Genomic DNA, 13,361 nt, shown 5'->3' with positions numbered 1-13,361 from the left:
TCAGCCGCGTCCGGTCTCCGCCTCCGCCGGCATCGCCGCCTCCGGTCCTGCCGGTACGCGCTCCCCCGCACCCGCACCGGCACCGGCACCGGTGACGCCCTGCCCGATCGAGCCCGCCGTGCGCAGGAACACGATGATCCAGCTGAAGATCAGCACCGCCGCGATCAGCTCCACGGCGGTGAGGTTGTAGTACCCCACCGCGAAGAACGCCCCGAGCAGCACGATCACCAGCACGTACGCCCAGCCGAGGCCGACGAACACCCGCGGGATGGCGGGCAGGAACCACGGCAGCCCGACCACGACCACGGCGAACACCACGGCCATGCCGGTCGCGACCGTGTTGTGCAGCAGGAAGAACTCGTCCACGGGGAAGAGCCCGACGCACGCGAGGAAGACACCCATCAGGATCAGGCCGCCGCGCACCACGAGGCGTCCACGGCGCTCGGCCTGATCGTCGGCGGGCAGCCCGGCCGTGGCATACCGCGCGATCGTCGTGACCATCACGCCCGCGATCACCAGCGTCGCGTTGAACGCGACCGAGGCGCTGTTGCTGCTCATCCCGAGCGCCGACAGGTTGTCGCGCCACCAGTGCACGTCGCTCGACGCCAGCATGCTCGCGAACGCCCCGACCACGAGGAACACCGCCAGCACGAGCGACAGCACCATCGGCGTGAGGGCCACCGCGCTGAGGAACGACACGTACGCGGTCAGCGCGAAGGCCACCGCCATCAGGATCGCGCCGGGGAACGGGAACACCGGGGCATCCACGAAGCTGCGCTCCAGCAGTTCCGCGATGCCCAGCCAGCCGAGGTAGGCGATCGCGGCGTGGGCGAAGGCGATCGCGATCAGGTCGTACCAGCGCAGGCGGTCGCCCGGCACGCTGAAGCCGTCGCGCACGGCGGCGGGGTCGGGCTGCTCGGGCCGCACCGCCAGACGCCCCAGGGCGAAGGCGAGCGCCGCGGTGGCCGCGCCTCCGTACGCCGCGAACACGCCGATCGAGCCGGTGCCGCTGATCGACAGCTGATGGCCCCAGAACACCGGCAGCGCCACGACGAACCCGAGCACCAGGAACGCGGCACCCACGATCAGGGCCGTCGCCTCGTACACCGCCTCCGGCGTGCCCGGTCCGCGCACCTGGCGCAGCACCCGCACGACCCGATCCGCGAGCATCCTCATCGCCCCGTCACTCACGGTCCACATCCTAGAAGGCATCCCGTTCGCGCGGTCCCGGTGATACCATCGCGGAACGGATCGTATACAACGTCGTCGTTCCACCAGCCCGAGGTGATCAGTCATGAACGGTGCACTCGCCGCCCCCGCCGAATCGGTGTCGACCCTGGTCGCGCGCAACATCAGCGACTTCCGCGCCGCCGTCTCGGAGTCCTTCGTCCCCCTCCAGGTCACGACCGCCGGGGCCGACCAGTTCCGCGGCGTGATCCGCGGCGCCTCGGTCGACGAGGTGCACGTGAACGACATCCGGGCCACCTCCCACGTGGTCGAGCGCACGTCGGAGCTGATCGCCCGCGGCGACCGCTCGTACTTCAAGGTGAGCCTCATGCTCGCCGGCACCGGGCTGCTCATCCAGGACGACCGGGAAGCCGTGCTGCAGGCGGGCGACCTCGCCGTGTACGACACCGACCGCCCGTACTCGCTCGTGTTCGACCAGGACTTCCGCACCATGGTGGTGATGTTCCCGAAGCACCTCATCAGCCTCCCCGCCGACATGATCGGACAGCTCACGGCCGTGCGCATCTCGGGGCAGGAGGGTCTGGGCGGCATGGTCGTGCCCTACCTCACGCAGCTCGCGGGCAACCTCGACCAGCTCGCCGGCACGACCGGCGCCCGCCTCGCGCACAGCGCGCTCGACCTCGTCACGACCGTCTTCACGCGTGAGCTCGGGCTCGATCAGGCCTCGGCCGATCCGCACCGGGCGCTCATGCAGCGCATCCGCTCGCACATCGACCGGAACCTCGCCTCGACCGACCTGGGCCCGGCGACCATCGCCGCCGCGCACTTCATCTCGACCCGACACCTGCACGGACTGTTCCAGGAGCAGGGCGTCACGGTCTCGACCTGGATCCGCACGCGCCGCCTGGAGCAGTGCCGCCGCGACCTGCTCGACCCGATGCTCGGCGACCGTCCCGTCGCCGCGATCGCCGCCCGCTGGGGCTTCGTCGACGCCGCGCACTTCAGCCGCGCGTTCAAGACCGCCTACGGCATCTCCCCCAGCGAGTACCGCACCGCCCACTGACGCCCGCCCGCTGGCCCGCGGTCCGCGGTGCGGGATCACAAACGCGCCTCCCACCCCCACCCCCGGCCCGTTTCCCACCCCGGGCCCCGCGGACGCCCCGCACCCGCCGCATCCGGGATCACAAACGCGCCTCCCGCCCCCACCCCCGGCCCCTTTTCCACCCCGCACACCCGGCCCCACCGCACGACACCGCACCCCGCGGCCCGCACCGCACCGCACCGGACTTGCCCGGGAGGGCACGCCGGTTGACTCTCGGCGCGCGATGGGGAGCGCGCGCTTGAGCGGCTGCGGGGCCCGGATCGAGCATGAGGCAAGCGCACCGCGATGACGCGGTGCCCGGGGCGAGGTGGCCCCGCCGCGTGCGACGTCAGGACCCCCATGACCGACATCACCGCCGACCCCGCGCTGGACGAGTGGCGCACCTACGACGAGTTCGCCGCCGGCATCGACACGTACCGGCTGCCGAACACCGGACTCGCCGGCACCGCGTTCACGCTCACCCTCGACGACGGCGGCAGCCTCGCGCTCCGCTTCGACGAGGAGTCGGCGCACTGGGACGGCCTCGGCGCCACGGGCCGCGACCCGTACGACGCGGTCCGCGTGCGCGACGACGTCGTGTTCGTCAACCTGCCGCTCACCAGCCGCGAGCGCGAAGCCCTCACGGTCGTGTTCTGCACCACGACCCGTCGCGCGACCGTCGTCCGCTCCCGCATCGCCGCGGAGGCCGTGGAGGGCACACCCCAGGTCGGGCAGGACTTCTGGGCGGCGACGATCGACGGCGGCGAGGCGACGGGTGAGGTGCCGGGCCCCAGCCGCGATCTGATCGGCAAGCGCAACGTCTACCGCTACAGCCCGCACCACCTGTACGAGCACGTGTACGTGTCGAGCCAGCGCTACGCCTGGCAGTGCCTGGAGGGCGTGCAGCGCGGCCACGGCGACATGGACCTGTCGACCGTGTGGAAGTTCGCCGACGGCCTGTACCTGTTCTGCTTCCGCGAGTTCCGCATCGCGGTCGCAAGCGTGTGGCTGCACGACCTCGGCTATCAGCTGATGACCACGGGCATCTTCCTGGGCCTCAACGGCGACGGCGAGTCGGAGCACTCCCGCGCCGGCGGCCACATCTACCCGCTGGGCGCCGTCGCCTACCCCGACGTGCAGCCCGTCTGACCCGAGGAGACCCCGATGAGCGATGCAGACCTGGTGCGCGAGCACTACGCCGCCAACGACCGCGGCGACCTCGACGGCATGCTGGCCCCGTTCGCCGCCGACATCGAGTGGACGGAGGCCGCCGGCTTCCCCTACGCCGGCACCTACATCGGCCCGGAGGCGGTGGCCGAGAACGTGTTCGGCCGCATCCAGGAGGAGTGGGACGACTACACCGTCGCGATCGACGAGGTGGTCGACGGCGGCGACGTCGTGGTGGGGATCGGCACCTACTCCGGCACCTACAAGCGCACCGGGCGCTTCTTCGCCGCCCGCGTCGCCCACGTCTGGCGGGTGGCGGGCGGCGAGATCGTCGCCTTCGAGCAGTTCACCGACACCGAGCTCGTGAACCGCGCGCTGCGCGACTGACCCACGAACGCGACACAGCACCACCGAACACGAGAGGCAGGAAGCACATGAACAGACGAGCAACCGGCACCGCGGCAGTCCTCGCCGTGGCCGCCCTCGCTCTCGCCGGCTGCGCCGGCGGGGACGGCGCAGGCGGGGGCGACGGCGCCCCCATCGTCGTCGGCTCCGTGAACACGATCAGCGGCCCGGCGACGTTCCCCGAGGCCTCGCAGGCGGCCGCGGCCGTCTTCGACGCGTTCAACGACGACGGCGGGCTCGACGGCCGGAAGATCGAGTACAAGATGCTCGACGACAAGGGCGACCCGGCCACGGCCACCGCCTCGGCGCGCGAGATCGTCGGCAGCGACGGAGCCGTGGCGCTGGTCGGCTCCGCGAGCCTGATCGAGTGCGAGATCAACGCCAAGTACTACGAGCAGGAGGGCATCCTGTCTCTGCCGGGCATCGGCGTCGACACCGGCTGCTTCGACAGCGACAACATCTCGCCCGCCAACGTCGGGCCGTTCAACGACATGACCCTCACGCTGCAGTACGGCTCCGAGGTGCTCGGCCTGGACGACATCTGCATCCTGCTGGAGATCGCCGGATCCACCCGCCCCACGTATCAGGCGGCCATCGACAAGTGGACCGAGATCACCGGCAAGGAGCCGAAGTACATCGACGACACCGTGCCGTACGGCGCGTCCGACTACACGCCCTACATCGTCAAGGCGCGCGACCAGGGCTGCAAGGCCCTCGCGATCAACCCCGTCGAGCCCGACGCGATCGGACAGGTCAAGGCCGCGAACGCCCAGGGCTGGGACGACGTGACCTGGCTATACCTCACCAGCGTGTACAGCGAGAACTTCGCCGACGCGATCGACGACGCCGGTGCGGGCATCTACGTCCCCGCCGAGTTCTACCCGTTCACCGACGACAACGAGATCAACGCCGACTGGCGGAAGCTGATGGAGGCCAACGACATCCCGCTCACCTCGTTCAGCCAGGGCGGCTACCTGGCGGCGACGTACTTCATCGAGGTGCTCAAGAGCATCGACGGCGACATCACCCGCGAGAGCGTCTCGGAGGCCCTGAAGAGCATGGAGCCGATCGAGAACCCGATGGTGGGCACGCCCTACGCCTTCGGCACGCAGAACACCGCGGGCTGGCCGATCATCCTGAAGTCCGGCACCAACGCCTGGGAGAAGGTCGCGGACGACTGGCTGCGCATCGGCGAGTAGTCCCCGCGTCGACGGGCTCGGCGACCCGCCCGGTCGCCGAGCCCGTCGGACACCCCTCCCCCCTCACCAGAAAGGACGCCTGATGCTGCAAGGCGCCATCGCCGGTCTCGCCGCCGGCGGCCTCTACGCCGTGCTCGGCGTGTGTCTCACCCTCATGTCGCGGCTCGTGCGCGTCGTGAACTTCGCGCAGGCCGCGACCGGCATGTTCGGGGCGTTCACGGCCGTCTGGTTCGTGCGCGAGCTCGGGCTGCCCATCTGGCTCGGCTCCGTGCTGGGCGTGCTGGTGGCGGGGCTGCTGTCCGCCGCGATCGGCTTCATCGCGGCCACCTGGCTCTCCGAGGCCTCCACCACCACGCGCTCCGCCATGACCGTGGGCCCGCTGCTGCTGCTCATCTCGCTGTCGTTCATCCTGTTCGGCAACAAGCCGCAGCCGTTCACGCCCATCATCGCCGGTCCCGCGTTCTCCCTCGGGGGTGTCGTGATCAGCCAGGTCACGGTCGCGACCGTGCTGATGGCGGTCGTCACCGCGCTCGTCGTGCGGATCGTGCTCCGCCGCACCAGGGTGGGCACGCAGCTGCGCGCCCTGTCGGAGCGGCCGACCACCGCCGAGCTGCTCGGCATCCGCTCGCGTCCGCTGTCGATCGCGGTGTGGTTCGTGACCGGGGTGATCAGCGCGATCGCGATCATCATCGTCGCGCCCTCGCAGTCCAACGACGCCACCAGCCTGTCGATGCTGATCGTCCCCGCGGCCGCCGCCGCGCTGCTCGGCGGTTTCCGCCGTCTCGATCTCGCCGTCGTCGGCGGCCTGGTGCTGGGCGTGCTCGGCGGGCTCGTCGCCCAGATCGACGAGGTCGCGCTCGTGCGCAACTTCCTCCCGTTCCTGTTCATCGTCGTCCTGCTGCTCTGGACGCAGCGCAAGGAGGTGTGGGATGCCGCCCGCTGACCGCCCCTGGTTCCGTACCACCTGGCCGTTCGCCGTGGCCGCCCTCGGCATCGGCGCCGGCGCGATCCTCAGCGCCGCCCTGCCGGGGTACTTCGTCTTCCTCGCGATCAGCGCGGTGACCGCCGCGATCGCCATCCTCGGACTCGGCATCGTGACCGGCTCGGCCGGCATGATCGCCCTGTGCCAGCTCACGTTCGCCGCCGTCGGCGCGTGGATCGTGTCGCTGCTGAACGTGATGCAGGCGCCGGGCGGCTTCCTCGTCTGGCTCGTGTGCGGCGGGGTCGCGGCTGGCCTCGTCGGGATCCTCGTCGGGCTGCCGGCGCTGCGCCTGCGGGGGGTGAACCTCGCGGTGGTCACGCTGGGCTTCGCGGCCGCCGCCGACGTGACGCTCGTGCAGATCCAGTTCCCCGGATCGGCCGACGGCATCGCGGTCGAGCGCCCCGGGCTGTTCTCCAACGACCGGCAGTTCTTCTTCCTCTCCATCATCGTGCTCGCGGTGTGCGCGCTCGGGGTGTTCTTCCTCCAGCGCGGCCGCTGGGGGGCGAGCTGGAAGGCCGTGGCGTTCTCCGAGCGCGGCACCGCCGCGGCCGGTCAGAGCGTGCGCTCAGCCAAGCTCACCGCGTTCGCGGTCTCGGCGGCCCTCGGCGGCATCTCCGGTGGGCTGCTCGCCGGGCAGGTGCAGCTGCCGTTCGCGTCGAGCTTCACGCCGCTGCAGTCGCTCGCGCTGTACGTGCTGGCGATCATGTCGGGGGCGCACCTGATCGACATGGCCATCTTCGGCGGGCTCCTGTGGGTGCTGGTGCCCGAGCTGCTCAAGCGCTGGGGCGTGCCCCAGGACTGGGGCTTCGTGGTGTTCGGCGTGCTGGGCGTGCAGGCCCTCACCAGCGGCACGAACCTGGGCCAGGGCATCCGCAACCTGATCTACCGCCGCGCCGACCGCCGCACGGCGAACGCCGACCTCACCGCGCTGCCCGACGACGCCGCCGCCGACGCGGCCGCCATCACCACCACGACCACCGCGACCGTCGACGAGGCGGCCCTCGACGGCGCGCCCGTGCTCACGGTCGACGGTCTCACGGTGCAGTTCGGGGCACTCAAGGCCCTCGACGACGTGTCGTTCACGGTGCCCGCCGCGTCGATCATGGGTCTCATCGGGCCGAACGGCGCGGGCAAGTCCACGTTCGTCGACGCCATCAGCGGGTTCCTGCCGCAGCACGACGGCCGGGTGCTGCTCGGCGACCGCGACCTCGCCGGGCTCTCCCCCACGCGGCGCGCCCGGCTCGGACTGCGCCGCACGTTCCAGCAGGACCGCGTGCCGCCCGCGCTCACGGTGGGCGCATACGTGCGCTTCGTCGCGCGACGCCGGCTGGCCGCGGCCGACATCGACGAGGTGCTGGCGTTCTTCGGCTGCCCGCCCGCGCGCTCCCGCCTGTCGAGCGTGGACGTGGGGACGCGGCGGCTGGTGGAGGTCGCGGCGAACGTGGCCGCCCGTCCGCGGCTGCTCATCCTCGACGAGCCCGCCGCCGGGCTGTCGCACGAGGAGCATCTCGCGCTCGCCGCGCGGCTGCGGGAGCTGCCCGCCCGCTACGGCGTGGCGCTCATCATCATCGAACACGACCTCGACCTCGTGCGCTCCGTGTGCCCGACGCTCACGGTGCTCGACTTCGGGCGCGTGCTGGCGAGCGGTCCGCAGGCCGAGGTCCTCGCGAACCCCGACGTCGTGAAGGCGTACATGGGAGAGACGGAGCTGCTGACATGAGCGAACTCGTGCTCGACGGCGTCACGGTGAGCCGCGGCGCCGGACCGGTGATCTCCGACGTGTCGCTGCGGGTGTCCGGCGGCGAGGTGCTCGCCCTGGTCGGCCCCAACGGCGCGGGCAAGACCAGCCTGATCGAGTCGGTGTCGGGTGTGACGCCGCACTCGGCCGGGACGATCACGCTCGACGGCGACCCCATCGACCGCCTGTCCCGGGTGGCCAGGGCCCGCCGCGGCATCGTGCACATCGAGCAGGGGCGGGCCGTGTTCCCGTCACTGACCGTGCGCGAGAACCTCTCGCTCACCGCGCGCACCCCGTCCGAGGTGGACGCCGTGCTCGCCCAGTTCCCCGAGCTCGAGAAGCGCATCGACGCCCCCACCGCGCTGCTCTCCGGCGGCGAGCAGCAGATGGTCGTCCTGGCGAGGGCGTTCGCCGCGAAACCGCGGATCCTGCTGATCGACGAGATGTCGCTCGGCCTCGCCCCCGTCGTGTTCCTGCGGCTCATGCCGATCGTGCAGTCCATCGCGCAGTCCGGGGTGGGCGTGCTGCTCGTGGAGCAGTTCACGCAGCTGGCCCTCGGGCTCGCGCAGGAGGCGGTGGTCGTGGCCGGCGGACGGGTGTCGTTCCAGGGCAGCCCGCAGGCGCTGCAGGACGACCCCGCCCTGCTGCACCGCGCCTACCTCGGCGGCTGAGACGGGCTGCCGGGGGTTAGCCTGAGCGGATGACCGAGATCCTCCGCGCCCGCGCCGCCCTGCTCGACATGGACGGCACCCTCGTCGACTCGACCGCCGTAGTGGAGCGCCTGTGGCTGGCGTGGGCGGAGCCGCACGGGCTCGACCCCGAAACGGTGCTGCGGGTGGTGCACGGACGCCAGGGCCATCAGAGCATGGCGATCCTGCTGCCCGAGCGCGACCACGCGATCAACCTGCACGAGAACGAGATCATGCTCGCCACCGAGGCCGGCGACGTGGACGGCGTGGTCGGCATCGCCGGGGCCGACCGGCTGCTGGCGGCGCTGGAGACGGTGCCGCACGCGATCGTGACCTCGGCGAACGTGGCGCTCATGACCGCCCGGATGCAGGCCGCGGGGCTGACGGTGCCCGAGCTGGCGGTGACCGCGGAGAACGTGTCTGCGTCGAAGCCCGACCCCGAGGGGTTCCTGCTGGCGGCCCGCATGCTCGGCGTCGCTCCGGCCGAGTGCGTCGTGTTCGAGGACTCCGGCGCGGGCATCCAGGCCGGGCTCGCCGCGGGGATGCGCGTGGTCGGGGTGGGCCGGCACGCGGGGGCGCACGCGCCGACCGTGCACGTCGACGACCTCACCGCCGTGACCCTGACGCACCTCGACGACGGCTTCGAGCTGCGCATCGGCTGACGACGCGGCGACGGCACCCGCCGCCGCGCCCCTGGTCACATGCCGGCGTGGTCGAACGCGATCGTGGGGACGTCGACCACGTGCGAGCCGCCGTCCGCGACGATCACGGCACCCGTGATGTACGACGACTCCCCCGAGCCGAGGAACCGCACGACGGAGGCGATCTCCGCGGGGCGGGCCGGACGCCGCAGCGGCACGTCGGCCGTGACCGTCGCATAGGCCTCCTCGCGGGAGCCGAGACCCGCGTGCGACGCGAACTCGTCCATCTCCTCGTCGGCCATCGGCGTCTGCACCCACCCGGGGCAGATGGCGTTGACGCGCACCCCGTGCCGCCCGTAGTCGCGGGCGAGCGTGCGGGTGAGCCCGATCAGCGCGTGCTTGCCGACCGTGTACCCGGCCACGGACGGCCCCGCGAACAGCCCGGCGAGCGACGACACGACCACCACCTGGCCCTTCGCCTCGATGAGCGCCGGCAGGGCCTCGCGGGCCATCGTGAACGCGGTCGTGAGGTTCGCGCGGATCGCGGCCTCCCAGCTCGCGTCGTCGGTCTCGGCCACGGGCGAGAAGCCGTGGCCGCCGGCGTTCGCGACCAGCACGTCGATGCGGCCGAAGCGCGCGAGCACCTCGGCGACCGCGGCCTTCGCGGAGGCGGTGTCGGCCGCATCCGCCACGATCGGCAGGGCGCCGACCGCCCGCTCGACCTCCTGCAGCGGTTCGGGACGACGGCCGACCACGACCACGTGCGCGCCCTCGGCCGCGAAGCGCTCCGCGACGGCGGCACCGATGCCCGTGCCGCCTCCGGTGATGACGACGACGCGTCCGGAGACGCTCGATCCGACCACGGTTGCCATGTGTGCTCCTGTTGTGTGTTCTGGCGCGCGGGGCGCCGCGGGGCCGGACGCGGGTGCGTCAGGCGGGGAAACCCGAACGGGCGGTGAAGCCGAAGTCGCTCAGCAGGGTGGTGCCGTTGACCGCCCTGCTGCGCGGCGACACCAGGTAGGTCACGTGCGCCGCCACCTCCTCGGCGGTCTGCACGGGGAAGGCGGGGTCGTCGAAGGCGTCGGCGCCCAGGTCGCCGCGGCTCATCGGGGTGTCAACCACGGAGGGGGCGACCGCGTTGACCCGCACCCCGGTGCCGGCCAGGTCGACCGACAGCGCCCGGCCGAACTGCACCAGCGCGGCCTTCGAGGCGCAGTACGGCGCCATGCCGGGCGAGGCGACGACGGCCGAGTCGCTCGCGAGCAGCACGACCGAGGCCGAGCGGGCGGCCCTCAGCGTCGGCAGGGCGTGCTTGAGCACGAGGAACGCGCCGGTCACGTTGACGGCGAGCACGCGGTTCCAGTCGGCGAGCGCGGTGTCCTCGACCGCGGTGCCGACGGGGCCGGAGACCCCGGCGCAGCACACGACCGCGTCGAGCCCGCCGAGCGCCGCGACTCCGGCCGCGACCGCCGCGGACACCTGCTCCTCGTCGGTCACGTCGGCGGCCAGCAGCACGGGGTCGGCGCTCCCGCGCTCGACGCAGCCGCGGGCGGTGTCGCGCAGGGCGGACGCATCGCGGTCGAGCAGGGCCGTGCGCACCCCCTCCGCGGCGAGCGCGAGCGCCACGGCCCGGCCGATGCCGCTGCCCGCGCCCGTGATGAGGGCCGTCGTCCCGTCCAGCCGCAGCTCCATGTGGTCCTCCCTGCCGCCCGGTGCCCGGCGGTGCGCGGGGAACGGCGGCGGTGTCGTCCCGGTCATCCTGCTCCCCACGCCACGGCGTCAGCACGGGCGTGTGCGGGGTGTGCACGGTGGCACCATCGTCCTTCGCTCACGGTCAAGTGCGGCGCCGGGCCGACGAGCAGACTCGCTCTATCGACGATTCCCCTCGTCGTCGATGCCGTGTCCGCACGGCCGTCACCGAGCAAAGGAGCCGACGTGGCAGAGCAGCTGTCCGCGTCCACGACGCCGCACCACACCTCCCTCCGACCGGGCGCCCTCGGCGTCGCCGGCATCGTCTTCCTCGTCCTGGCCGCGGTCGCCCCGCTGACCGGGATCGTGGTCGTCGCGTCGCTGGCGATCGCCCTCGGCAACGGCGGAGGGACCCCGATGTCCTTCTTCCTCGTCGCGGCGATCCTGCTGCTGTTCGCGGTGGGCTACGCGCAGATGTCGAAGCAGCTGGTCAACGCCGGCGGGTTCTACGCGTTCGTCGTGAAGGGCCTCGGCCGCACCGGCGGTCTGGTCGCCGGACTCATCGCCACGCTGGGCTACAACTTCTTCGTGGTCGGCACGATCGGCACGAGCGGCTTCTTCATGCAGACGATCATCCGCGACCTCACCGGCCTCGACGTGAACTGGCTCGTGTGGGGTCTGCTGTCGATCGTGGTGTGCTTCGTGCTGGCGCGCATCGGCGTGGACTTCAGCTCGAAGATCCTCGGGGTGTGCCTCGTGCTCGAGGTGCTGATGCTCGTGATCTTCGACGTCTCGGTGCTCGTGCAGACCGGCTACGACGTGTCGGCGTTCAGCCCGGAGGCCGTGTTCTCCGGATCGCTGCCCATCGGCCTGCTGCTGGCGGCGACCGGCTTCCTCGGTTTCGAGGCGACCGCGCTGTTCAGCGAGGAGGCCAAGCAGCCGCTGCGCACGATCCCCCGCGCCACCTACACCTCGATCATCGCGATCGGCGTGATCCTCGGCGTCACCACGTGGGCCGTGGTGAGCGCGACCGGTGTGGCGCAGGCGCAGGCCACGGCACTGGAGCACCTGCCCACCGGCGACCTGATCTTCTCGCTGTCGCAGCAGTACCTGGGCGGCCCGCTGACCACCGTCATGATGGTGCTGCTGCTGGTGAGCCTGTTCGCCGCGATGCTCGCGTTCCACAACTCCGCCACCCGCTACCTGTACTCGCTGGGCCGGGCGAAGATCCTGCCGCAGGCGCTCGCCCGCACCCGCGCGAACGGCGCGCCGCAGCTCGCGGGCATCGTGCAGGCCGGGTTCGCCGGCATCGTCGCGATCCTGTTCGCGATCGCCGGCGCCGACCCCATCCTCACGCTCGTGCCCGCGATGCTGGGCTTCGGCACCCTGAGCGTGCTGATCCTGCAGGGGCTCGCCGCGATCTCGATCGTCGTGTACTTCCGCCGCCAGGGCGACCCGCGCTGGTGGAGCACGTTCATCGCGCCGGGCATCGGCTTCCTCGGCATCGCCGCGATCTCGATCCTCGCGATCGTGAACTTCAACATCGTCGCCGGCTCCGAGGAGCTCGCGATCCGGCTGATGCCGCTGCTGCTCGTGCTCGCGCTGATCGGCGGCATCGTCTACGCCGCCTACCTCAAGCGCTCCCGGCCCGCCGTGTACGACGGGCTCGCCACCGACCTGGAGAGGGTCAGCGCCCGCTGATCCGCTCCGCTCCCCCGCCCTCCGAAGGAAGGAACCCCATGACGACGACGCTGAACCCCGCAGACACCTCCACGTGGCTGCCGCTGGAGGGACTCGCCCCCGGCTTCGACGCCAACAAGGCCCCGCACAGCAGGGCGCTGAGCGGCCGCGAGATCACCGTGGTCGACGGCCGCGGCACCCGCATCGTGCACCGCTTCGACGACTCCACCGTCACGTGGGACTACCGCCCCGGCGCCGACGACAGCACCGAGGCCGCGAGCGACACCGACGACTACGAGGCGTTCGAGGTCGACGACGAGCTGTACTTCGTGCAGTTCCACCACCGCTACCTGCCGAACGAGGCCGTGTCGCTGATCCTCGACCTGCGGCACGGGCGCTCGCTGGCCGTGATCTCCGACATCCTCCCCGCCCCCGAGCAGGGCCGCACGCGCGTGCAGCACCACTTCGCGCCGGGCACCATCGAGGGCACGGAGGTGACCGGCGCCGAGGCCGCCCCGACCACGACGCTCATCGGACGTCGCGTGGAGTGGGTGTACAGCGAGGAGCACGCCTACGAGCACGTGTACCTGTCGCCGCGGTGGTACTCGTGGCAGTGCCTCGCCGGCCCGGAGCGCGGCCTGGCCGACACCGACGAGAACAGCGTGTGGGAGGTGCGACCGGGCATCTACGTGTTCGCGTGGCGCGAGAAGGTCATCCCGTGCGCGTCGGTCACCATCGCCGACCACCGTGACGTGAACGCGATCCGCTCGCACGGCGTGCTGTTCGGCCTGGACGAGTCGGGCGAGGTGCCGACGCACTTCACGTTCGGCGCCTACGGACGACTGCTGTCGACCACGCACCACACGCCCGAGCTCGAGCCCGCGACCTTCGGAGACGCCTGA

General features: G+C 71.8%; 13 protein-coding genes. 10 read left to right on the top strand and 3 right to left on the bottom strand.

The window, feature by feature from the left end; genetic code table 11:
- Positions 1-1,191, bottom strand: coding sequence for a DUF998 domain-containing protein (locus ACFWCH_RS10720; protein WP_378803518.1), 1,191 nt, complete (start codon positions 1,189-1,191; stop codon positions 1-3).
- A gap of 103 nt (positions 1,192-1,294) precedes the next feature.
- On the opposite strand from ACFWCH_RS10720, the gene ACFWCH_RS10715 reads away from it, so the two are divergent.
- The 8 genes from ACFWCH_RS10715 to ACFWCH_RS10680 all read left to right on the top strand — a co-directional run bounded on the left by ACFWCH_RS10715 (position 1,295) and on the right by ACFWCH_RS10680 (position 9,111).
- Positions 1,295-2,251, top strand: a complete 957-nt coding sequence (locus tag ACFWCH_RS10715; protein WP_378803517.1) for a helix-turn-helix domain-containing protein — start codon at positions 1,295-1,297, stop codon at positions 2,249-2,251.
- A 378-nt stretch (positions 2,252-2,629) separates the two neighbouring features.
- Positions 2,630-3,418 (top strand): MoaF C-terminal domain-containing protein, encoded by a 789-nt coding sequence (locus ACFWCH_RS10710; RefSeq protein ID WP_378803516.1) that lies wholly within the window; start codon positions 2,630-2,632, stop codon positions 3,416-3,418.
- 15 nt (positions 3,419-3,433) lie between these two features.
- The gene (locus ACFWCH_RS10705) at positions 3,434-3,823 is read left to right on the top strand and encodes a nuclear transport factor 2 family protein (protein ID WP_136034188.1); all 390 of its coding nucleotides are present in this window, start codon (positions 3,434-3,436) and stop codon (positions 3,821-3,823) included.
- 47 nt (positions 3,824-3,870) lie between these two features.
- Positions 3,871-5,040, top strand: coding sequence for an ABC transporter substrate-binding protein (locus ACFWCH_RS10700; RefSeq protein WP_378803515.1), 1,170 nt, complete (start codon positions 3,871-3,873; stop codon positions 5,038-5,040).
- 82 nt (positions 5,041-5,122) lie between these two features.
- A complete protein-coding gene (locus tag ACFWCH_RS10695; RefSeq protein ID WP_378803514.1) occupies positions 5,123-5,983 on the top strand; it encodes a branched-chain amino acid ABC transporter permease in 861 nt (286 codons plus the stop codon).
- Positions 5,970-7,742 (top strand): ATP-binding cassette domain-containing protein, encoded by a 1,773-nt coding sequence (locus ACFWCH_RS10690; RefSeq protein WP_378803513.1) that lies wholly within the window; start codon positions 5,970-5,972, stop codon positions 7,740-7,742. The genes ACFWCH_RS10695 and ACFWCH_RS10690 overlap by 14 nt, the downstream gene beginning before the upstream one ends.
- On the top strand, positions 7,739-8,431 hold the full coding sequence (locus ACFWCH_RS10685; protein ID WP_378803512.1) for an ABC transporter ATP-binding protein: 693 nt from the start codon (positions 7,739-7,741) through the stop codon (positions 8,429-8,431). Before ACFWCH_RS10690 ends, ACFWCH_RS10685 begins: the two co-directional genes overlap by 4 nt.
- A 29-nt stretch (positions 8,432-8,460) precedes the next feature.
- Positions 8,461-9,111, top strand: a complete 651-nt coding sequence (locus ACFWCH_RS10680; protein ID WP_136034197.1) for an HAD-IA family hydrolase — start codon at positions 8,461-8,463, stop codon at positions 9,109-9,111.
- A 35-nt stretch (positions 9,112-9,146) separates the two neighbouring features.
- On the opposite strand, the gene ACFWCH_RS10675 is transcribed toward ACFWCH_RS10680, so the two are convergent.
- Together ACFWCH_RS10675 and ACFWCH_RS10670 are read right to left on the bottom strand one after the other, a co-directional pair.
- A complete protein-coding gene (locus ACFWCH_RS10675) occupies positions 9,147-9,962 on the bottom strand; it encodes an SDR family NAD(P)-dependent oxidoreductase (protein ID WP_136034199.1) in 816 nt (271 codons plus the stop codon).
- Between the two features lie 58 nt (positions 9,963-10,020).
- Positions 10,021-10,848 (bottom strand): SDR family NAD(P)-dependent oxidoreductase, encoded by an 828-nt coding sequence (locus ACFWCH_RS10670; protein ID WP_206251583.1) that lies wholly within the window; start codon positions 10,846-10,848, stop codon positions 10,021-10,023.
- A gap of 177 nt (positions 10,849-11,025) precedes the next feature.
- Here ACFWCH_RS10670 and ACFWCH_RS10665 point away from each other — a divergent pair, with 177 nt between their 5' ends.
- Together ACFWCH_RS10665 and ACFWCH_RS10660 are read left to right on the top strand one after the other, a co-directional pair.
- Positions 11,026-12,480 carry an APC family permease gene (locus tag ACFWCH_RS10665; protein WP_136029148.1) on the top strand — a complete coding sequence of 485 codons (1,455 nt, stop codon included), beginning with the start codon at positions 11,026-11,028 and terminating at the stop codon, positions 12,478-12,480.
- A gap of 38 nt (positions 12,481-12,518) precedes the next feature.
- A complete protein-coding gene (locus ACFWCH_RS10660; protein WP_206251585.1) occupies positions 12,519-13,361 on the top strand; it encodes a molybdenum cofactor biosynthesis F family protein in 843 nt (280 codons plus the stop codon).

The sequence above is a fragment of the Microbacterium sp. NPDC060132 genome, from assembly GCF_042729675.1.
Lineage (GTDB): Bacteria > Actinomycetota > Actinomycetes > Actinomycetales > Microbacteriaceae > Microbacterium > Microbacterium sufflavum.
Note: the sequence above shows the minus strand (reverse complement) of the source record. Positions and strands in the feature narration are given on the sequence as shown.

Coding starts and splice junctions, on each gene's coding strand:
- ACFWCH_RS10715 (WP_378803517.1), top strand. CDS start 1,295: ATGAACGGTGCACTCGCCGCCCCCGCCGAATCGGTGTCGACCCTGGTC.
- ACFWCH_RS10710 (WP_378803516.1), top strand. CDS start 2,630: ATGACCGACATCACCGCCGACCCCGCGCTGGACGAGTGGCGCACCTAC.
- ACFWCH_RS10705 (WP_136034188.1), top strand. CDS start 3,434: ATGAGCGATGCAGACCTGGTGCGCGAGCACTACGCCGCCAACGACCGC.
- ACFWCH_RS10700 (WP_378803515.1), top strand. CDS start 3,871: ATGAACAGACGAGCAACCGGCACCGCGGCAGTCCTCGCCGTGGCCGCC.
- ACFWCH_RS10695 (WP_378803514.1), top strand. CDS start 5,123: ATGCTGCAAGGCGCCATCGCCGGTCTCGCCGCCGGCGGCCTCTACGCC.
- ACFWCH_RS10690 (WP_378803513.1), top strand. CDS start 5,970: ATGCCGCCCGCTGACCGCCCCTGGTTCCGTACCACCTGGCCGTTCGCC.
- ACFWCH_RS10685 (WP_378803512.1), top strand. CDS start 7,739: ATGAGCGAACTCGTGCTCGACGGCGTCACGGTGAGCCGCGGCGCCGGA.
- ACFWCH_RS10680 (WP_136034197.1), top strand. CDS start 8,461: ATGACCGAGATCCTCCGCGCCCGCGCCGCCCTGCTCGACATGGACGGC.
- ACFWCH_RS10675 (WP_136034199.1), bottom strand. CDS start 9,962: ATGGCAACCGTGGTCGGATCGAGCGTCTCCGGACGCGTCGTCGTCATC.
- ACFWCH_RS10670 (WP_206251583.1), bottom strand. CDS start 10,848: ATGACCGGGACGACACCGCCGCCGTTCCCCGCGCACCGCCGGGCACCG.
- ACFWCH_RS10660 (WP_206251585.1), top strand. CDS start 12,519: ATGACGACGACGCTGAACCCCGCAGACACCTCCACGTGGCTGCCGCTG.